Source organism: Marinobacter xiaoshiensis (genome assembly GCF_031631795.1).
GTDB lineage: Bacteria > Pseudomonadota > Gammaproteobacteria > Pseudomonadales > Oleiphilaceae > Marinobacter > Marinobacter xiaoshiensis.
Genome location: NZ_JAVMBO010000007.1, coordinates 543,715 through 563,197, shown reverse-complemented (window position 1 = coordinate 563,197; position 19,483 = coordinate 543,715). Strand labels below are relative to the sequence as shown.

Below are 19,483 nucleotides of genomic sequence, written 5' to 3'. Positions count from 1 at the left end.
CCTGAGTACAACGCGACCTTGGTATCAGCGTTAACTACGCCGCCAACTTGTTCCCTCGCGGGAGTCGTCCAGAATAATACCCTGCTCTGCCAGCTCGTCACGAATGCGGTCGGCACCGGCAAAATCTTTAGACTTGCGGGCGTCAGCACGGGCCTGAATTTTCGCTTCAATGTCTTCTGCCGTCAGCTCTCCGCCGGAATCAGCCTGAAAGAAGGCATCCGGGTTTTGCTGCAAGATCCCAAGAACATCGCCAAGCCTGATCATCACAGTTGCCGCTTTCCTTGCATCGTCTTCACGACCTTCACGACGGTGTTGATTTATGTCATTAGCCAACGCGTGTAAAACCGATATCGCACCCGGGCAGTTGAAGTCGTCATTCATCAACTCTACGAAGCGCCGATCCTGCTCAGTGTCAGGCACATCGTTTGAGCTCATGGGTTCTACACCACGCAGTGCATGGTATAACCGGGCCAGAGAGCGCCCTGCTTCAGCAAGATTGTCTTCAGAGTAATCAACCTGACTGCGGTAGTGGCTGGACACCAGAAAGAAGCGCACCACTTCAGGCGGATAGGTTTCCAGTATCTCCCGAATCGTGAAAAAATTGCCCAAGGATTTGGACATCTTTTCCTTGTTCACGCGGATAGCTCCCGCGTGCATCCAGGTGTTTACGAAAGTGTGCCCGGTAGCGCACTCAGACTGGGCAATTTCGTTTTCATGGTGAGGGAACAGTAAGTCTGGCCCGCCTCCATGAATATCGAAGGTATTACCTAGGCAATGGGTAGACATGGCGGAGCACTCAATGTGCCAGCCAGGACGCCCATTCCCCCATGGCGAGGGCCAACTAACCTCGCCTTCGCCTGCGGCTTTCCAAAGCGCAAAATCAGCAGGGCTTCGCTTGGCTTCCTGCACATCAATGCGCGCACCTGCCAGCAGGTCTTCGAGCTTTTTCTTGCTGAGTTTTCCGTAGTTCTCAAAAGACTCTACGGAAAAATAAACATCACCGTTAGCTGCAGCATAGGCATGATCGGATTCAATCAGCGTACTGATCATGGCAATGATCTCAGCAATATAATCCGTAGCCCTTGGCTCTTCGCTGGGTGACAGCACGCCAAGGCGCGCCTCATCCTCATGCATGGCCGCAATCATGCGCTCGGTCAGTTCGGTAAACGGCTCGCCGTTTTCCTCTGCCCTGCGAAGAATTTTGTCGTCAATATCGGTGATATTTCGCACATAGGTTACATCGTAGCCACGACTGCGCATGTAACGTGTGATCACATCAAATGCCACCAACACCCGGGCATGACCCAGATGGCAGTAGTCGTAAACGGTCATCCCGCACACGTACATACGAACCTTTCCAGGCTCAATCGGCGTAAAGGTTTCTTTTTGCTGGGTGAGCGTATTATAAATCCTGATCAAAGCTGGTCTCCCGAATGCTTACCCTTATTTACCCCAGGAATCCCGCAAGGTAACTGTACGATTGAATACCGGCTTACCGGCCTTGGCTGTCAGCTCCTGATCACAGAAGAAATAACCTTCCCGCTCAAACTGGTATGGCAGGTCTGTAAGCGGCGTTGCCAAGCCCTTCTCTGCCCTTGCTCCTTTCAGAACTACGAGTGATTGGGGGTTAACATGATCCAGGAAGTCGCCTTCCTTATCGCTGTCCGGGAATTCGTGGTTGAACAACCTGTCGTACAGGTTAATGTCGCAATCTACGCTGTCGGCCTCAGATACCCAGTGAATAACACCGTTAGGCTTATAACCTTCAGGGTTAACACCCAAAGTAGCTGGATCGTATTCACAGCGGAGCTCAACAATTTCGCCACTGGCGTCCCGAACAACTTCTTTGCAGGTCATCACATAGCCGCCGCGAAGGCGAACCGCCTGCTCCGGCGCCAGACGCTTCCACTTGCGCGGCGCCTCTTCCACAAAGTCTTCCCGATCGATAAACAGGGTCTGACTCCAGGTCACTTCACGCTGCCCCATACCCGGATTCTGAGGATGTACAGGCAGGGATAGAGTTTCGGTCTTGTCAGCCGGGTAATTGGTCAGCGTCACTTTCAGTGGGCGCATTACGCACATGGCACGGGGGGAGCGGGCGTTCAAATCCTCTCGGATAGCGAACTCAAGCATCCCCATATCCACTGTTCCGCCAGCCTTGTTAACGCCAATCATGTCACAGAAGGCACGCAGAGATTCCGGCGTATACCCCCGGCGACGCATACCCGAAATAGTCGGCATACGCGGGTCATTCCAGCCGTCCACCAGATTCTCGTCAACCAGGCGCTTGAGCTTACGCTTGCTGGTAATGGTGTAGTTCAGGTTCAGGCGAGCGAACTCGATCTGCCGTGGCTGGCATGGCGCAGTGATGTTTTCCAGCACCCACTCATAGAGGGGGCGGTGGTCTTCAAATTCGAGTGTGCACAGAGAGTGAGTAATCCCCTCCATGGCATCAGAAATTGGGTGCGTGTAATCGTACATCGGGTAGATGCACCACTTGTTACCTGTCTGGTGGTGTTCTGCGAAACGAATGCGGTAAAGAATAGGATCGCGCATATTGATGTTCGGAGAAGCCATATCAATCTTCGCCCGCAACACCAGCTCACCGTTTTCGAACTTTCCGTCTCGCATCTCCCGGAATAGCTTCAGGCTTTCTTCGACAGGCCGGTCGCGATAAGGGCTGTTTTTACCCGGCTCTGTCAGAGTGCCGCGGTACTCGGCCATTTCCTCTGCCGTAAGCGCGCACACATACGCCTTGCCTTTTTCGATCAACTCCTCGGCAAAATGGTAGAGAGCATCAAAATAATCAGAGGCATAACGCACATCCCCATTCCAGGTGTAACCAAGCCACTCAACATCTTCCTTGATGGCATCGATGTACTCCTGACTCTCCTTTTCCGGATTGGTGTCGTCAAACCGCAGGTTACACACACCAGAAAACGTATCGGCAATGCCAAAGTTAAGACAAATGGATTTCGCATGACCAACGTGCAGATATCCATTTGGCTCCGGCGGGAAACGGGTAACCACCTGACCGGTATGCTCGCCTTTGGCAAGGGCGTCTTCAATCAGGTTCTGAATAAAGTTATGGGCTTTCTTCGGCTCGGCGCTCATACAATCTCTGTCAAAAGAAGTGGGTCGTAAACCGTCTATTATACTCATAAATCCGGGCCGGACTCATGCATCACCGGAAACTCTTGCGTACAATACCGGCTTTACCCGATTCTAACTCAATGAACAGGAACCCCTGATGATTCTGCTGACAACCAATCACGGCGATATCAAGCTCGAACTGGATTACGAAAAAGCCCCTGAAACCGCAAAAAACTTTGAGCAATATGTTCGTGAAGGTTTTTATGATGGCCTTATTTTTCACCGCGTTATCAGCAACTTCATGGTCCAGGGCGGCGGCTTTGAGCCAGGTATGGCTGCGCGTAAAACTCGCGAGCCCATCAAAAACGAAGCCGATAACGGCCTGAGCAACATGAAAGGCACGGTTGCCATGGCCCGCACCATGGATCCACATTCCGCCTCCGCACAGTTTTTCATCAACGTGGAAGACAACGGATTTCTGGACCACTCGGCCAAAACGACCGAAGGCTGGGGCTATTGCGTATTTGGCAAAGTAGTAGAAGGCATGGAAACGGTTAACGCTATTCGTGCCGTGCGCACCACCATGAACGCGGGCCATCAAGACGTCCCCTATGAGGATGTGGTCATTGAGAAAGCCAGCGTTATCGAGGATGGAGGCGCAGCGTGACAACGCTGTTTATTTCCGATCTGCACATGGAGGAGTCACGCCCTGATATTACCGGGGCGTTTCTTCGCTTTCTCGAAGAAAAGGCGCCTGGCGCAGAGCAGCTCTACATACTCGGCGATTTCTTTGAGGCCTGGATTGGTGATGATGAACGCACGCCTCTGCAAGAGCAGGCTGCAGCCGCACTGCGCGCCCTGAGCGACAGGGGCACTCGTGTTTTTCTGATGCACGGCAACCGGGATTTTCTGCTAGGCGAGGATTTTTGTGAACGAGCAGGCGCCACCCTGCTGGATGATCCCACGCTCATTGACCTCTATGGCACCCCTACCCTGCTGATGCATGGTGACAGCCTTTGCACAGCCGACGTGGAATACCAGAAATTCCGTGCAAAAATGCGCAACCCGCAAATGCAAAAGATGATTCTGGCTCGTCCTCTCAAAGATCGCCAACAAATGGCGCGCCAACTGAGGGAAATGAGCATGGCCTCAAATCAGGGCAAAGCAGAAGATATTATGGATGTGACCCCAGAGGAGGTGGTGCGCATTATGGAAGCCCATGATGTGCCGCAACTGATTCATGGGCATACCCATAGACCTGCCGAACACTCCCTGGAAGTAAACGGTAAGGCCGCACAGCGGATCGTTCTGGGCGACTGGGACAAGCACGTCTGGTGGCTGGCTGTGCAACCTGGGCAAAAGCCAGAGTTGAAAAAGATGCCGCTCTCAAACTCCTGAGGCGCACAGTTGCCTTATAATTCAGGGCTCACTCTCGAGTGCCGTCCATGCAAGGAGTGCATAATATGAAGCAACGTCTTACCCGCTATGCAGCTCTGGCACCATGCTTGGCCGGCCTCTTGTTACTCTGCGCCTTGCACCTGCCAGCCTGGGCCGAAGAATCGGAGACTGCCAACAAGCAATCAAACACAGCATCAGGACAAAGCAACCAAACCGCAGAGCAACCAGAAGAATCGCGGCCTGCCGTGCAACCTGAGCTTGACGCAGGTACAGAATCACCGCCAGAGATAAAGTTACCCGACGTGGTTAACTCTGACATTCTGGAGCAGGTACGAGCCCTGCAGTCCTCACTCACTCAGCGCCAGATCGCGGTAAGGGAGAGCCGGGATCGGCTAGCATATGCGGAATCCATTCTGACCCGCCTTCAAGATGAGTATAAGAGCTTTGAACTGAGGCTGGAGAAAGCGGGGCTTAATCTGACGGCAAGCTATGCCAACCTGCTAAGGCAAAGGCTTGAACGCCTGCAAAGACAAAGTATTGCCAGCGATTTGATTGAAGGCATCGAGGACAAGCTTGCTTCAGCAAGAGAAGAGCAACTGAGGCTGGAGGAGTTTGAAGCCATTGCCGAACCAGGCGACGATGCCCGCGGACAACTGCGGACCCGCCGTTCTGAACTGCTGCGTGAACTGCACGAAGCTGTTACCGAACACATTGATGTGCTCAACGAATATTACAGCACAGTTTCCACCCTGCAAGAACAGGTTCTGGAATATCAGGAACTCCTGCAGCAAAGGCTTTTCTGGCTTCCCAGCGCAGCGGCTGTCAGCGCAGAAACCGCAGGAGAATTATACAAATCCGCCGAATGGTTCATCTCACAACTGAGCCCTGATGCATTAGTCGAGGCCCTTACCCAGTCAGTGAAAGAGCGCGGCATCCGCATTGGGCTTGTCGCGCTGCTACTCATCGTTTTGCTGGTGAAACGCAAAGCCATTCTGAAAAACCTCATGGAAAACAGCCGCCATATCGGTAACGTTGGCCATGACCGAACTACATTTACCCTTCAGGCACTGGCTAACAGCCTTTTACTGGCGATGCCGGGCGTGTTGTTGTTTTCCCTGCTGGCGCTGATACTGATGGAGGGCAATACCTTTTACTCGGCACTCTCGAAAGGCTTCACAGCCGCTGCCTTCATAATGCTTTTGCTTGCATTTGTTCGCAACGTTGCCCGCAAACAGGGGCTGGGAGAAAGCCATTTTCACTGGAACACCAACACCTTGGTGGTGATACGTCGCGAACTGCCCATCCTCATGGTGTCTGTTATTCCTGTGGCGATAATAACCACATCAACGAACTCCACACCTGATGGTGCCCAATTTGACGACAGCCTCGGCCGCCTGCTTTTCACCCTGGTGTCCATCGTGCTGGCAGTTTTCGCACAGCGCATCATGAAAGCGGTGCGAACCGGAAAACCCCACAGCAACTTTTTACAAATCTTTCATGTGACCGCCGTAGCCGCTCCGCTCGTATTGGCGGCGGCATCCCTCATTGGCTACCACTACACAGCCCTGCAACTCGAGCGCAACCTGTTTATAACAATCTGCTGGCTCGCCTTTAACACGCTGGTCTACTACGTAGGCCTGAGGGGTCTCTCGGTGCGCGAGCGCCGGCTCACCCTTGAGCGCCTCAGAGAGCAGAGAGCTGCTGAACGCAGGGCAGCAGAAGCCAGAGAGGCTGCCGACACCTCGGGCGAAGGCATACTTCAAAACCTGGACATGCCCGAGATGGACCTCAAGGATATTAGCCAGCAAAGTTCCGCCCTGCTGAGAATCCTTGTCTCAGCGTTCGCAATCACAGGTCTGCTGTTCCTTTGGGCCAGCGTTATTCCTGCACTGCAACTGTTCAATGACATTACCTTGTGGACGATTGCCACAGACCTCCAGGGCGGCGATCCGCTTCCAATCACACTTGCAGATGCTCTGCTTGCCTTGCTGGTGGCCACCGGTACCGTGCTTGCCGCAAAGAACCTTCCGGGAACAATGGAGGTAACCATACTGAGCCGCATGAATCTCGAACCGGGCGCTGGCTACGCCATCACAACCATTACCACCTACATTCTCGTGCTAATGGGCGTGGTGATCTGTCTTGGCGTGATAGGCGTTCAGTGGTCCAAACTCCAGTGGCTGGTTGCCGCCCTCGGGGTGGGCCTTGGTTTCGGGCTGCAGGAGATTGTTGCCAACTTTGTTTCCGGCATTATTCTCCTGTTCGAACGCCCTATCCGGGTAGGTGATACGGTGACCATTGACGGCATAACCGGCACAGTGTCACGCATACGAATTCGCGCTACAACGCTAGTGGACTGGGACAGGAAAGAACAGATTATTCCCAACAAAACCTTCGTTACCCAGGATCTTACTAACTGGACGCTCTCCGATCCTATTACCCGCGTGATACTTCGTGTGGGCGTCGCTTATGGCACCGATGTGGACAAGGTTCAGGAGATACTCACCAAGGTGGCCCATGACAATGCCCGGGTGGTAGACGAGCCTGCCCCCGCCGTTTTCTGTGTTGGCCTGGCGGACAGCAGTATCAACTTTGAAGTGCGGGTGTTTGTGAAAGACCTTTTGGACATCATGCCGCTGTCCCATGAAATACACGCAGCAATCACAAGGGCCTTGATGGAAGCCGGAATAAACATCCCCTTCCCACAACGGGACATTCATGTCCGCACTCTTCCTGAACCACAAAAGAAAGACTAAGGCAGGCTGTTCATATCAGCTGGATACGCCGGGAACTGAATGCATATCGACGGGTTCCCGATAGGTTTCCAGGCGCTTTAACCAGCCGGCCAGCCAGCGATCCCGCTCGACCGGGTTTGCTGCGTTTTGGGCGCGGCGCGTGAGCACATCGCCCGCCGCCTCACGAAACTCGTCTAACGTGCTCGGGGCCGCCTCAGCAGGCATAGCCAGTAAAACCTGCAACAACCCCCAACCTTCACCGTTGTAGCGTTCATCTGCAGATAATCCCTCCCCCTTGAAGTTCACGTAATCCATAATCGCGTAAACGCCGCCCGGGGTTTGGCTGAGCGTCTGTATATGCCGCTTCACATCTGCCTGACGCTCGTCAGGCGCGGCCTCAATTATTTTCACCAGCGATTCCTTTGCCCGGCGAAAGATAAACTCAGCCTGAATTCCCTGAGTTCCCGCCAGAAACTCCCTCAGCTCTGCTATTTCGGGGGAGTCAGCCACCTTCAGGAAGGTTACCCTGTCTGGCCAAGGTGCATCAAAAGGCTCTAGCTCTCGCAGCCATTCAGGAATATTGCGCTGGCGCTGTTCCATATACTCATAAAGAGCGGGGAAGCTTTCAACGAATCGCTCGGTAACTCCTTCCGGGTACCAGATAAAGTGGCCAATACCCAGCGAAGGGAACGCCTCCGATTCGTTCCAGTGAACAAGGCACTCGTACTTGCCGGCACACTCGTTCTGAAAAATCTTTTGGCCAACCCAGTCTAACTGCGCGGGCTTCAGGGCAAGAGAGATGTCGCTGAAAGACTCCTCTGAATCCATGCCAATCTCTTTGACCATAACATCCGTTACGACACTGGCACTTCCAGAATTGTTTTTGGAATCACATCCTGAGAACCCCACCATTGCCAACAAACACAGCCACCCAAGCGCCCTAGACAAATCATGTCCCCTCACCAATGAAAACAGACCAGCAGTATGAAGAGATTATTTTCAATATAACAGCGCGAGCACCAGATGACTGAACATGCCAGCTATGGACTTTTTCTGCGCGCATTTATAAAAAACCCCGGCATTAGCCGGGGAAACATCATTTCTATGTTAGGACAATAAAACCTTTAACCGGTGAGCTGTCCCCGCAGCACATGCTTTTGCAGCTTCCCCGTCGATGTTTTCGGCAAATCGTCCATAAAGACAATTTTCTTGGGCACCTTGAAACCTGCGAGATTTGCCCGGCAATAAGTCTCAATGTCCGCTGCTGTGAGGTGATCATTGCCGGTTTTCAAAGTGATAAACGCGCAGGGGATTTCACCCCAGTGATCATCGGGTGCGGCAACAACAGCTGCTTCCAGCACTGCAGGATGATCGTAGAGCGTGCTTTCCACCTCAAGAGTCGAAATATTCTCTCCGCCAGAAATAATGATATCTTTGGAGCGATCTTTTATCTCCACGTATCCATCAGTGTGCCATACCCCCAAATCTCCGGTATGGAACCAGCCTCCGCTGAAGGATTTAGTGGTTTCTTCCGGGTTGTTCAGGTATCCCTTCATAACCGAGTTACCCCGAACAAAAAGCTCACCAATCGCTTTGCCGTTCTGTTCAACTGGCATGAGAGTCACGGGATCTGCCACCATCATGTCCGCCATGGACAATGACAGTATCCCCTGCCGAGCCATTTTCGCCGCTTTGCCCTTGGCATCCAGAGAATGCCACTCATCCTGAAATTCGCAGATCAAGCTGGGACCATAGGTTTCTGTCAGACCATACAGATGCACCACTTTCACCCCCATGGACTCCATAGCTGCAATCGTTGCAGCGGGAGGTGCTGCACCACCGGTCGCGACGGTTACATGCTGGCTGAACGGCTTCCTATATTCTTCGGGAGCGTTGATCAGCATATTCAGGACAACCGGTGCTGCGCAAAGATGGGTTACCCCGTGCTCGGCAATTGCATCATATATTGGCTGCGGTTGGGGTGAGCGCAGGCACACATGAGTGCCGGCCACAGCGGTTACCGCCCATGGATAACACCAACCGTTGCAATGAAACATCGGCAGTGTCCAAAGATAAACCGCACCTGACGGCAATCCAAAGCCGATTATATTGCTCAAGGCATTCAAGTGCGCGCCACGATGATGATAAACCACACCTTTGGGGTTTCCGGTAGTGCCCGAAGTGTAGTTTAAAGCAATCGCCTGCCATTCATCGTCAGGCATATCCCACGCGAAATCATCATCACCCGTCGCCAGCAATGCATCGTAGGTCATCTTGCCGATCAGTTCGCCGCCAGCGAAATTAGGGTCATCAACATCAATAACAATCGGCTTGGCGTCACATCCGACAAGAGCATCGCGGGACCGGTCACTGTACTCCGTGTCAGTAAAAAACACTTTTGCACGCCCATGGTTGAGCATAAAGGTCATGGTTTTGGAATCAAGCCGGGTGTTCTGGGCGTTCAGAACGGCTCCGATCATTGGAACCGCAAAATGCAATTCGAGCATTTCCGGAATGTTTGGCAGCAGTGCTGCGACTGTGTCCCCCTTTCGTACACCAAGCTTGCGCAGGGCAGATGCCATCTTCAGGCAGCGCTGATAGGTTTCCGCCCATGTCCGACTGATACTGCCGTGGATAACCGCGGTGCGGGTTGGGTGCGCCAGGGCCGTTCTCTGGATAAAAGAAATCGGCGTGAGTGGCGTGTAGCTAGCTTCTGTTTTATCGAGCCCGAGCTCAAACATGTTTTCCATTATGTAAAACCTTTAGTTGATCTTTAAAACAAGTTTTGTCGCAATCAACTAACGTTGATCGGTTACTGGATCATCTGCCAACTCTTCATCGTGACCGTGATGTGTTGCAACGTAGGCATCTGCAAACCAGTTCTTCTCCAGGAAAAACCAGAGCACAAGGCCAACACCAAGCCCCCAGGCTGCGCCCTGCACCGCAAGCACTGATCCGACAATAACAGCGATGCCACGCTCAAGATTGGTCTGGCGATCCAGCATTTCGATTGCCAGGTACCCGCACAGATAGCCCTGTATCAATAGCGTCAGCGCCATGCCGATATTCAGCCCAGGTTTGAAAAGTGTCACCACAGGCACCAGCACAACAGCTATCGTCATACCCCAATACAGACTGGTTGCGCCGCCCCAATAGCTGTCCATTACCGAGCGAGGGTTGTTCATGTAGCGGTTGATCACAAGCGCTTGGCCACCTGTCCATGCCGGGCCAGATAGACTGATGAAGGGCGCAAATATCCCATGCACCAAGTTGCGAATACCTACGATTATGCTGTTCCGCCGCGGGCTAAAAACCAACTTTTCATCCTTGCGAACAGCGTCGGCATTCTTGAATAACGAGTCCATAACCAGGATGTCGCCAAATGCAATAATGTAAGCCGCCAGCGCAAGCGGGATTGCATCAAGGAAGTACTGTAGGGGCGGCATCCCCAGCCCGAACACACTGTACTCTCGTACAATCGTACCCAAGGGAATGGTGGTGAAGCCCCACTCGATAACAGGCGCATCAACCTCTCCAATAATAATGCCGAGAACATAGGCGATCAGGAAAGGCACCGCTATGCCGTATTGGGCTACAAAACGAAAGAAGCCGTACCGGGCACGAAGTGGACTTGCTGTTTCCGAAAACAACATGAAAAAACCCAGTACGGCGCCGGTCAAGATGGTAATCGGCATCGTCCATACACGGCCATCTGCGCCAAATTCACCCATAATGGCGGAAATACCCGCACCAATCAGAATGCCGGATTTCAGTGACGCAGGCATTTTCCGCACCAACGCATCTGCTCCCTTGAACACCCCGAGACCAAGAAAAATAGCTGAGACGGTTAGCTGTAAGGCAATTAACGCCAGTATTCTGGCATCCCCCTCTGGGTAGCTCGACAAGAAGGCTACATACAAGGGAATCCCGGCTGTAATCCAACCTGCAACCGTTGGGTCACCGAAATGCGTGTGTACCAGATAAAGAATGTTGTTGAGGAGAACAAAAGCAACCGCAATTTCAAATGGAATCCCCAGAACAGAGGTCATCAATGCCGTAATACTCAGCGGAACGACACACAAAATCGCACCCTGCAGAATATCCGGAATCTCTATTTTGTAATGAACAAATGGTACACGGAGGTTTAGAGCTCCCAGCGCTGACGGCTGCTCTCCGCCAGTTGATCTCTTTTTTAAGGACATTGTTGTTGTTCTCCATCCAATTGAATTTCGAAATGCATAGGAAAGAAACTATCTCAACCCGAATACTAATAACAAACACCCGACCAATCAAGGGTATTTACTCGATAAAAAAGGCAAAACCCTTATTTTTCGAATGCCTTCGAATGGGACATACATATTTTTCCTGAACAGGTGTGTTATGCAGCTAATAAACAGGGGGTCTATGAGCCCACAACAGGCTCGCTACGGATCACGGGCGGTGAAAAAGCACCCATCTGCATATCCGACGCTTCCCCGCTAAACAATTCAATTTCCACGAGGCATGACAGTGCACTCGGTCCCTGAGCCAGGCGGGATGTTCCTTCATCCCGGGTAAGAACATTCGGGTTACCGTGCCGGCACGATACTTCCGAAGATGCAAGTTGTGGCGGATCAAACCAGGCCCCCGTGCTCAGCTGTAACACTCTCGGGCGCACTTCATCGCTAACCACGGCAGAGCATAGACAGGCACCACGGCCATTGAAGAGGCGAACCAGGCTACCGTCTACGATATTCCTGGCCTTGGCATCATCCGGGTGAATAACCACCGGCTCTCGCCCATTTATCTTTGATTTTCGGCTATGAGAACCGTGATCCAATTGAGAGTGCAGCTTGTTTTTCGGTTGATTGGAAACCAGATGCAACGGATATTCAGAGGCTTTCTGCCCTAACCACTCCTTGGGGTCATTCCAAAATGGAAAACCTGGACACTCCTCATAACCAAAGCCTGCGACAGTCTCGGAGAAGATCTCTATTTTTCCGCTTGGCGTTCCGAGAGCATTCGCCTCAGGGTTCTCACGAAAGGCTTTCATCAAAACCTGGGGTTCTTTCGGCATCTCATTTTCAAACCATCCTTTTGCTTTGAATTCTTCAAAGGTTGGTAGATTGATACCTCTAGCACCCGCCTTCTGCCGCGTTTCATCATAAATTACCTGCAACCACTGCTCTTCGTCGCGACCTTCTGTGAAGGCTTCACGTGCACCAAGCTCTTCCGCCAGCGCACTGAAAATCTCATAGTCTGTCAGGCTTTGGCCTACCGGCTCTGCGGCTTTTTGCATGTACACAAGGAAAGGGTCCCGGCTGGATGAGGCGATATCGTTACGCTCCAGAAAAGTCGCTGCGGGCAGTACTATATCTGCGTGTTTGGCTTGAGCATTCCAGCACCATTCATGAACAATAACCGTGTCGGGCTTCTGCCACGCCTTCCTCATGCGAACGAGATCCTGATGGTGATGAAAAGGATTCCCCCCCGCCCAGTAAACCAGCTTGATCTCTGGATAGGTTCCAGTCATTCCGTTGTATTCAAACTGCTTACCAGGGTTAAGCAGTAGATCTGTAACTCTAGCGACGGGAATAAAGCTTTTTATCGGATTCTTTCCCTGAGGTAGAGACGCACCGGGAATGCCCTCATAGTTAGCACCAATAGCGTTCATGGCACTGTAACCAAAACCTATACCACCACCAGGCAGGCCCAACTGCCCCAACATGGAAGCGACCGCGATTGCTGCCCAGTAGGGTTGCTCTCCATTGTCCTGTCGCGTAAGAGACCAGCTCACAGAAATCATTGTGCGTTGGCGAGCCATATCCCTCGCCAAATCCCGGATACGTGCAGCAGGTATTCCCGTCTTGAGCTCGGCCCAAGAGCAGTCTTTAACGACACCATCGGTCTCGCCCATGAAATACTGCCGGAAACGTTCATAGCCCACGGTATAGGTAGATAGAAACTCGGTATCTGCCAGCTTTTCAGTATGGAGGGTGTGTGCAATACCAAGAAGAAGTGCCACATCACTGCCTGGGTAAACAGGGATCCAGTCTGCACCCATTTCATCAAGAACATCTGAGCGTAACGGGCTAACATTAACGACCTTTACCCCATTTGAAGCTGCATCCAGCATGCCCTGCTTCTGTACATGGCGTCCTACACCTCCATTGGTCACCTGGCCATTCTTGGCGGGCGCCCCACCAAACGCCACAAACAAGCTGGAATGCTCCTTGATAACGTCCCAACTGGTTGCGCCGTTGACCATGGAATAAAAGTCTCCAAGCACATGAGGCAAAGTGACTTCAGCCGCTGCATAGCTGTATGTGTTCAATGAATAGGTGTAGCCCCCAACCGAGTTAAGAAACCTCTTTAACTGGCTCTGGGCATGATGAAAACGGCCTGCGCTGGACCAGCCATAGGAGCCACCATAAATAGCCCGGTTACCGTAACGGTCGCGAACTCGATTTAGTTCTTCTGCCACCAGCTTGATTGCTTTAGACCAAGACACCTCAACAAACTCATCAGCCCCCCTGGCACCCTCTGTATTTCCTGGCCCATGCTCGAGCCATCCGCGCCGGACCATGGGTTTTTTGATACGCGTCGGTCCGTCAAGAACATCTACAATACCTTGACCTATGGGCGACGGGTCTTCATCCCGCTCAAACCCTTCCAGAGCGGTAATACTTCCGTTCTCAGCATGAACTCGATAGGTGCCCCAATGGCTGCTAGTGAGCGTTCCAATTTTCGCGTGCCCAGATGTCATGATTCGAGCCCTCTTCATTTTATTATTAGGAAAGGACAGCATAGACCAAAAGCAGGTACTTGTACTCGGTTTGTTTAAATTTAATTAAGCATTATTACTTGGCTTGCCAGGTATGCACCCGAACCATACAAAATATGGCGTATGCAGCTGTGCTAAAACTGGATGTAAAGGAGGAAGGTGAAAGGGAATTTGACATACTCAATGCCGTACGCAATGCTCCGAACCCGCCAGCCTGAATGAGGAGAGGATCAAGAATGACAGATGGCATGCACGAAAATTGGAATCTGGAACAGTTTCCGCTTCGCACCTATGACAAGCTGCGCTACGCAGACACAGATCGTCAGGGTCATGTGAACAATGCGGTATTTTCAACGTTTATTGAAACAGGGCGAGTAGAGCTGATCTACGATTCGGAAGCACCACTCGCATCTGCTGGCACCTCCTTCTTAATCGTCAATCTGAATCTGCAACTGCGCGCCGAGATTCGTTGGCCAGGAGTTGTGGATATTGGAACGGCCGTCACACGTGTCGGCAACAGTTCGATACAGCTATATCAGGGAGTTTTTCAGAATGGCGTGTGTTGCGCAACGGCCGAGACAGTGATTGTTTGCGTTGACGATATCACCCAAAAACCGATCAGGTTACCGGACGCTGCCAGACAAATCCTCGCTAGGCTTTGACCCGCTGTGCTGTTGGATTTACAAGCTTGTAATACCCTGTACCAATCCTAGCGCTATGGCTACCTGTACCAGTTCCGCAAACGAATCTACTTTCATTTTTGCGGTCATATTAGCCCGGTGGCCTTCCACTGTTTTTCTGTTAATACCGAGTTCATCCGCCGCTTCCTGGTTAGACAACCCCTTAACGATCAACTCCAGTACCTGACGCTCTCTTCGAGTCAACCGGTCGTAACAGTCTCTTATACGCGACTGGGAGCGGCGATAAACAGAACGAGCCCGATCTTTTTCCAATGCATTATGCACATGATCAATCAGGGTTTGGTCATCAAATGGCTTTTCAATAAATGTAATGGCTCCCTGGGTCAGGGCGGTCACTGCCATATCCACATTACCGTGGGCCGAAATCATGATTACCGGCAGCTCAATATTGTATTCCGGCAGTTTTTTCTGGGCATTAATACCGCTCAAGCCGGGCATCCGCACATCCATTACAATACAACCACTGGCGCCAACATCGAAAGTTTCAAAGAACGTCATGGCATTCTCGTAGGTCTGAACATTGAGCCCTACAGACTCCAGCAACCACTTCAATGAATCTCTAACGTCGGTGTCATCATCAATTACGAAAACTGTTTGTGCGTCGTTATTTGAGGTCATGAATAATCAGTCAGCAATATTGAGAGTAAATGAAAAACGTGCGCCGCCAGTATGGAGGTTTTCCGCCCAGAGCTCGCCACCAAGATTCTCTACCAATGAACGACTGATGGCCAGCCCCATTCCAAGCCCGGTCTCTTTGGTTGAGAAAAAGCGATCAAAAAGACGGGACATATCCACCTCGGAAATACCCCGCCCCTGATCCTCAACTTCCACTCTTAGCTGCCCGCTCTCATGAGGTACGACTCTGACATGCACAATGGCAGCGTCCTCACGATCAGTAGAAGCACTCGCCTCTACAGCATTCACGATCAAGTTCAACACTACCTGCTCCAACTGCACCCGATCACCTTTAACTTCTGGCAAATTCAAATCGGGCTCAAAAACTACGGACACGTTGTGCCTTTCAGCCGTGCTCTCGCAGAAGTTGATCATCTCACCAATCAAATCCGGTAAATTGAGGCGAGTAACGACTGGCTCCTGCTTTCTCGTGAAATCCATCATCCGATGGATGATCTCACCTGCCCTCAACGCCGTACGGATACTTCGAGTAATCGGCAATTCCACATCGCTCCATGAGAGCGTGGACTTGTCCGCAAAGCGTCTCTCGATGCCCCGCAAATAATTCACCATAGCGGAGAGTGGTTGGTTAAGCTCATGGGCCAGGCTTGAAGCCAGCTCCCCCATAGTTACCAACCGGCTGGCGTGATCAATTTCAGCCTGATACTGCTTGAGTTGGTCTTCGGCGGCCTTTTTCTCGGTAAGATCGTGAGCGACCAGTGAAAAATACTCGATATCCCCATGCAAGGATCGGTGAGCCAGGAGCTCTAGCATGACCGGTATGCGAGACGCATTCAGGTTTTGCATCGTTAGCTCTCCACGCCAACTTCCTGTTTCCTCTGCTGCTGGAAAGCCTTCATCCATCAACGTGGCAAGGCCCTTTTCGGTCACAAGCCACGAGAGCGGAAATGAGCTGTAATCCGTGCACTCCATTTCAAGAGCCTTCCGGGCAGCTTCATTCAGGTGCGAAACGGTAAAATCCAGATTCGCAAATATAACCAGGTCCTGAGTGCTCTCCAGCACCCGCGCCAAACGGCGGCTTGCTTTATCTGCCATGATCCGGTGGGTTGCATCCCGAGACACCACCAGTATTTCCCGAATATCGTTGGTCTCCGGGTCTCGGATGGTCCGGCTGGTACTTTCCAACCAGATGTAGTGTCCATCTTTACAGCGAAAGCGATAGGTATGAGTGTACAAACCCCGATCATAACTTACCGTGGGTGCCCGTAAGCGGAAGTCTTCAACATCATCCGGGTGGTAGAGATCGTATGCCGAGATCCCAACAATTTCTTCTACCGTGTAGCCCAGCAAATGCGTAACCGCGGGAGAGGCATATATAAACAGCCAGTCTTCCGGTGTGTGGCGCGAAATCATGTCTGTAGACTGCTCAGCCATCTCCGCCAGCAAACGGTTGCGCTCAGCGTCGTCAGTCAGGGCGGTAAGCCCCTCTTCCGGGGTGCGATTTTTCATGGGGTACGTTTTTTCATGGGTAACGGGTTCTCGGAACTCGGGTTGCCTTGTCGAACCCTATTCTGACTGTCTCCGGGGCCCTTAGCCACACTGCATCAGGGCCCCGTGACTTACTAGCGCAGGAACTCTTTACTGAAGGTCTTGAATTGAGCCGCATCAGAACGCCGTATCCACTCGAAACCGACCATTTCTTTTGTGACAATTCTGGCTCCGGCTTGCTCCATCCGGCGTAGGGCTACTTCGGTGTCGTATGGGTTGCGGGCCGAAATGGCATCCGCTACCACAAATACCTCCAACCCCTTCTCAAGCAACCTGATCGCCGACTGCATCACGCAAGCTTGAGATTCCATGCCGCACAAAACAACCTGTTTGCGATCGTGCGTTTGAAAGGCATTTTCGAACCCGGGGTCATCAATGCAAGAAAAGTGAGCTTTGCCGTATATATTGGCCGGGCCCACCAGTTCACGCAAACCTTCTTCAGTAGGCCCCAGTCCATCGGGGTATTGCTCTGAGCCCACCACCGGCACGTCCATCAGTTTTGCCAGACGAACCAACCAACTGCAGTTATTCACCAGCTTATCAGCTTCATGCACGCCACCTAACAGCCGGGCCTGAACATCAATCACGGCAACGATGGACTTCTCTTTATCCATTAACATAACAGTCTCCAGATTTAGGCCGGTCGGCGATCGACCATATTGGTGGCGACACCTTCCGCAACAACTTTCTCTCCCACCTTGCAGATGGTTTCCAACTTCACTCGGCGGCGCTCTTCGTTTATCTCAATAACTTTTGCAGACGCAACCACCGTATCGCCAATATGAACCGGCGCTTTAAACTTGATTTGCTGATCTATATAGATCGCACCCGGGCCAGGCAAGCGCGTGCCCAATACGGCGGAAATCAGCGCGGCACTGAACATGCCGTGAACGATCCGCTCTTTAAACGGCGTGGTCTTCGCATACTCGGCATTTATATGTACCGGGTTGTCGTCACCACTAATACCTGCGAACAACACCACATCAGCTTCCGTAATAGTCTTGGCGTAGAACGCCTCCATTCCAACTTCCAGATCTTCCAGATAGTAACCGTGTAATTCTTGCATTGTGCTTCCTCATATTGAACCATTCGACCACTACATTACTGGTTTATATGCACCAAACCAAGTACTTTTACTTGGTTTTTTCAAAATGCTCTGGTAGCCTTCCCTCTTCAATAAAGACAACACCGCTTTGTACCAAGGGAGTCGAGGTTATGCAGAGGCAACCCGTAAGCATTTTTGAAAGGGCCTTCAAGAAGCTGGTTTCAGGCGGACTGGAATCCGTAGGCCGTCGTGGCTCAGACATCCTGAGCATTGCGGAAGACCTCCCGGAAGCTGATATTGCTATCGTTAAGGAGTGGATAGACGACTGCCTCTCCGAGAATGGCGGTCAGGTAGAAGCTCGCAAACGGGCAGCCTTGTTGGGCCGCGCCTATCTGAAACTGACCACAACAGGAAGAACTCGCTTTCTGGGTTTGCTTGCAGAGCATTACGGCGTTAACGAGATGACCGTAGAGAGTGCTATCGATCAATGGCACAACGCCAAGCCCAACGAAAAAACAGAAGCCGCGCAATCCTTACGCAAGGCTCTGATACCAAGCCGAACGGCGCTTCTGAAGCAATTCAATGGGGTACCTTCCGGCGTCAAATTCCTGGTAGATATGCGGGAGGAGCTGCTCAGGCTGCGCAAAGATTATCCGCAACTGAGGCCACTGGAAACGGATCTACGCGATTTGCTGGCCACCTGGTTCGACATCGGCTTGCTCCAACTGGAAGAGATCAGCTGGAACTCCAGCGGCGCAATGCTCGAAAAGCTAATCGCATATGAAGCTGTACACGCCATCAAGAGCTGGAGCGACCTCAAAAACCGACTGGATTTCGATCGCCGCTGTTTCGCCTTTATTCATCCCAATATGCCAGACGAACCACTGATTTTTGTAGAGGTGGCTTTGGTGAATGGTCTTGCCGACAACGTTCAAAGGCTTCTGGACGAGCACGCGCCAACTGAGGACATCGACAAAGCCGACACTGCCATTTTCTACTCAATTTCCAACGCCCAACAAGGCTTGGCGGGCATCAGCTTCGGTAACTTCCTGATCAAGCAAGTGGTCAGCAAGCTACAGGTCGAGTTCCCTCAGCTTAAGCAGTTCGCCACTTTGTCACCTATTCCCGGTTTCCGCCGCTGGCTTGAAAACACTCCAGCCGACCAGCTCATGCAGCTACCTGGCGGTGAGCAGTGGCTCAGCACGCCGCCGCCACGTGATCCAGTGCTGGCAAGCAAGGAGGACACCACCGGCACCCAACAAGAAGCCATCATGAAACTTGCTGCTGCCTATCTGAGCTCGACCAAGCCCGGCACATCACGTGCAAACGATCCCGTAGCGAACTTTCATCTGAGCAATGGCGCCCAGCTCGCGCGGCTCAACTGGATGGCTGACACCTCGGATAAAGGTCTGAAGCAGTCAGCCGGATTGATGGTGAACTATCTGTATGAGCTCCCGAAAATCGTACAACGCAGCAATCAGTACACCTCACAGGGAATCATTTCCCAGTCATCGAATATCAAGAAACTTTTGAGATAAACCACCCGTAAACGTAAGGAGAACAC

General features: G+C 52.0%; 15 protein-coding genes. 5 read left to right on the top strand and 10 right to left on the bottom strand.

Going from position 1 to position 19,483, the window contains the following annotated elements:
- Positions 1-30 precede the first annotated feature (30 nt).
- Together cysS and RKA07_RS06300 are read right to left on the bottom strand one after the other, a co-directional pair.
- Positions 31-1,419 (bottom strand): cysteine--tRNA ligase, encoded by a 1,389-nt coding sequence (gene cysS, locus RKA07_RS06305; protein WP_200201021.1) that lies wholly within the window; start codon positions 1,417-1,419, stop codon positions 31-33.
- 24 nt (positions 1,420-1,443) lie between these two features.
- Positions 1,444-3,114: a glutamine--tRNA ligase/YqeY domain fusion protein gene (locus RKA07_RS06300; protein WP_310965894.1), complete on the bottom strand. Its 1,671-nt coding sequence runs from the start codon at positions 3,112-3,114 to the stop codon at positions 1,444-1,446.
- 136 nt (positions 3,115-3,250) lie between these two features.
- Here RKA07_RS06300 and RKA07_RS06295 point away from each other — a divergent pair, with 136 nt between their 5' ends.
- From RKA07_RS06295 to RKA07_RS06285, 3 genes are all read left to right on the top strand, one after another.
- A complete protein-coding gene (locus RKA07_RS06295; RefSeq protein ID WP_200201023.1) occupies positions 3,251-3,760 on the top strand; it encodes a peptidylprolyl isomerase in 510 nt (169 codons plus the stop codon).
- Entirely contained in the window at positions 3,757-4,491 is a 735-nt protein-coding gene (locus tag RKA07_RS06290; RefSeq protein ID WP_200369356.1) for a UDP-2,3-diacylglucosamine diphosphatase, read from the top strand. Before RKA07_RS06295 ends, RKA07_RS06290 begins: the two co-directional genes overlap by 4 nt.
- Before the next feature lie 65 nt (positions 4,492-4,556).
- Positions 4,557-7,247: a mechanosensitive ion channel domain-containing protein gene (locus RKA07_RS06285; RefSeq protein WP_310965893.1), complete on the top strand. Its 2,691-nt coding sequence runs from the start codon at positions 4,557-4,559 to the stop codon at positions 7,245-7,247.
- A 15-nt stretch (positions 7,248-7,262) separates the two neighbouring features.
- Here the strand turns inward: RKA07_RS06285 and RKA07_RS06280 are convergent, their stop codons facing one another.
- The 4 genes from RKA07_RS06280 to RKA07_RS06265 form a co-directional block, all read right to left on the bottom strand.
- Positions 7,263-8,072: a hypothetical protein gene (locus RKA07_RS06280; protein ID WP_310965892.1), complete on the bottom strand. Its 810-nt coding sequence runs from the start codon at positions 8,070-8,072 to the stop codon at positions 7,263-7,265.
- A 278-nt stretch (positions 8,073-8,350) separates the two neighbouring features.
- A complete protein-coding gene (locus tag RKA07_RS06275; RefSeq protein ID WP_310965891.1) occupies positions 8,351-9,976 on the bottom strand; it encodes an AMP-binding protein in 1,626 nt (541 codons plus the stop codon).
- Between the two features lie 48 nt (positions 9,977-10,024).
- Positions 10,025-11,428 (bottom strand): hypothetical protein, encoded by a 1,404-nt coding sequence (locus RKA07_RS06270; RefSeq protein ID WP_200369353.1) that lies wholly within the window; start codon positions 11,426-11,428, stop codon positions 10,025-10,027.
- Between the two features lie 200 nt (positions 11,429-11,628).
- Positions 11,629-13,971: a molybdopterin guanine dinucleotide-containing S/N-oxide reductase gene (locus RKA07_RS06265; protein WP_310965890.1), complete on the bottom strand. Its 2,343-nt coding sequence runs from the start codon at positions 13,969-13,971 to the stop codon at positions 11,629-11,631.
- Between the two features lie 254 nt (positions 13,972-14,225).
- Here RKA07_RS06265 and RKA07_RS06260 point away from each other — a divergent pair, with 254 nt between their 5' ends.
- On the top strand, positions 14,226-14,651 hold the full coding sequence (locus tag RKA07_RS06260) for an acyl-CoA thioesterase (protein WP_310965889.1): 426 nt from the start codon (positions 14,226-14,228) through the stop codon (positions 14,649-14,651).
- Positions 14,652-14,669: 18 nt separating this feature from the next.
- Here RKA07_RS06260 and RKA07_RS06255 read toward each other — a convergent pair whose 3' ends face one another.
- The 4 genes from RKA07_RS06255 to RKA07_RS06240 all read right to left on the bottom strand — a co-directional run bounded on the left by RKA07_RS06255 (position 14,670) and on the right by RKA07_RS06240 (position 17,940).
- Entirely contained in the window at positions 14,670-15,308 is a 639-nt protein-coding gene (locus tag RKA07_RS06255) for a response regulator transcription factor (RefSeq protein ID WP_200369350.1), read from the bottom strand.
- A gap of 6 nt (positions 15,309-15,314) precedes the next feature.
- Positions 15,315-16,835 carry a PAS domain-containing sensor histidine kinase gene (locus RKA07_RS06250; protein ID WP_310965888.1) on the bottom strand — a complete coding sequence of 507 codons (1,521 nt, stop codon included), beginning with the start codon at positions 16,833-16,835 and terminating at the stop codon, positions 15,315-15,317.
- 113 nt (positions 16,836-16,948) lie between these two features.
- Complete coding sequence (locus RKA07_RS06245; RefSeq protein ID WP_310965887.1) at positions 16,949-17,494, bottom strand: hydrolase; 546 nt, start codon at positions 17,492-17,494, stop codon at positions 16,949-16,951.
- 14 nt (positions 17,495-17,508) lie between these two features.
- A complete protein-coding gene (locus RKA07_RS06240) occupies positions 17,509-17,940 on the bottom strand; it encodes a MaoC family dehydratase (protein ID WP_200369347.1) in 432 nt (143 codons plus the stop codon).
- Positions 17,941-18,089: 149 nt separating this feature from the next.
- Between RKA07_RS06240 and RKA07_RS06235 the strand changes: the two genes are divergently transcribed.
- On the top strand, positions 18,090-19,457 hold the full coding sequence (locus RKA07_RS06235) for a malonyl-CoA decarboxylase (protein WP_310965886.1): 1,368 nt from the start codon (positions 18,090-18,092) through the stop codon (positions 19,455-19,457).
- The last annotated feature ends 26 nt before the right edge of the window (positions 19,458-19,483 follow it).

Excerpts from the sequence above, each read along its gene's own strand:
- RKA07_RS06300 (WP_310965894.1), bottom strand. The coding sequence starts at position 3,114 with ATGAGCGCCGAGCCGAAGAAAGCCCATAACTTTATTCAGAACCTGATT.
- RKA07_RS06295 (WP_200201023.1), top strand. The coding sequence starts at position 3,251 with ATGATTCTGCTGACAACCAATCACGGCGATATCAAGCTCGAACTGGAT.
- RKA07_RS06285 (WP_310965893.1), top strand. The coding sequence starts at position 4,557 with ATGAAGCAACGTCTTACCCGCTATGCAGCTCTGGCACCATGCTTGGCC.
- RKA07_RS06280 (WP_310965892.1), bottom strand. The coding sequence starts at position 8,072 with ATGGTCAAAGAGATTGGCATGGATTCAGAGGAGTCTTTCAGCGACATC.
- RKA07_RS06275 (WP_310965891.1), bottom strand. The coding sequence starts at position 9,976 with ATGGAAAACATGTTTGAGCTCGGGCTCGATAAAACAGAAGCTAGCTAC.
- RKA07_RS06270 (WP_200369353.1), bottom strand. The coding sequence starts at position 11,428 with ATGTCCTTAAAAAAGAGATCAACTGGCGGAGAGCAGCCGTCAGCGCTG.
- RKA07_RS06265 (WP_310965890.1), bottom strand. The coding sequence starts at position 13,971 with ATGACATCTGGGCACGCGAAAATTGGAACGCTCACTAGCAGCCATTGG.
- RKA07_RS06260 (WP_310965889.1), top strand. The coding sequence starts at position 14,226 with ATGACAGATGGCATGCACGAAAATTGGAATCTGGAACAGTTTCCGCTT.
- RKA07_RS06255 (WP_200369350.1), bottom strand. The coding sequence starts at position 15,308 with ATGACCTCAAATAACGACGCACAAACAGTTTTCGTAATTGATGATGAC.
- RKA07_RS06250 (WP_310965888.1), bottom strand. The coding sequence starts at position 16,835 with ATGAAAAATCGCACCCCGGAAGAGGGGCTTACCGCCCTGACTGACGAC.
- RKA07_RS06245 (WP_310965887.1), bottom strand. The coding sequence starts at position 17,494 with ATGTTAATGGATAAAGAGAAGTCCATCGTTGCCGTGATTGATGTTCAG.
- RKA07_RS06240 (WP_200369347.1), bottom strand. The coding sequence starts at position 17,940 with ATGCAAGAATTACACGGTTACTATCTGGAAGATCTGGAAGTTGGAATG.
- RKA07_RS06235 (WP_310965886.1), top strand. The coding sequence starts at position 18,090 with ATGCAGAGGCAACCCGTAAGCATTTTTGAAAGGGCCTTCAAGAAGCTG.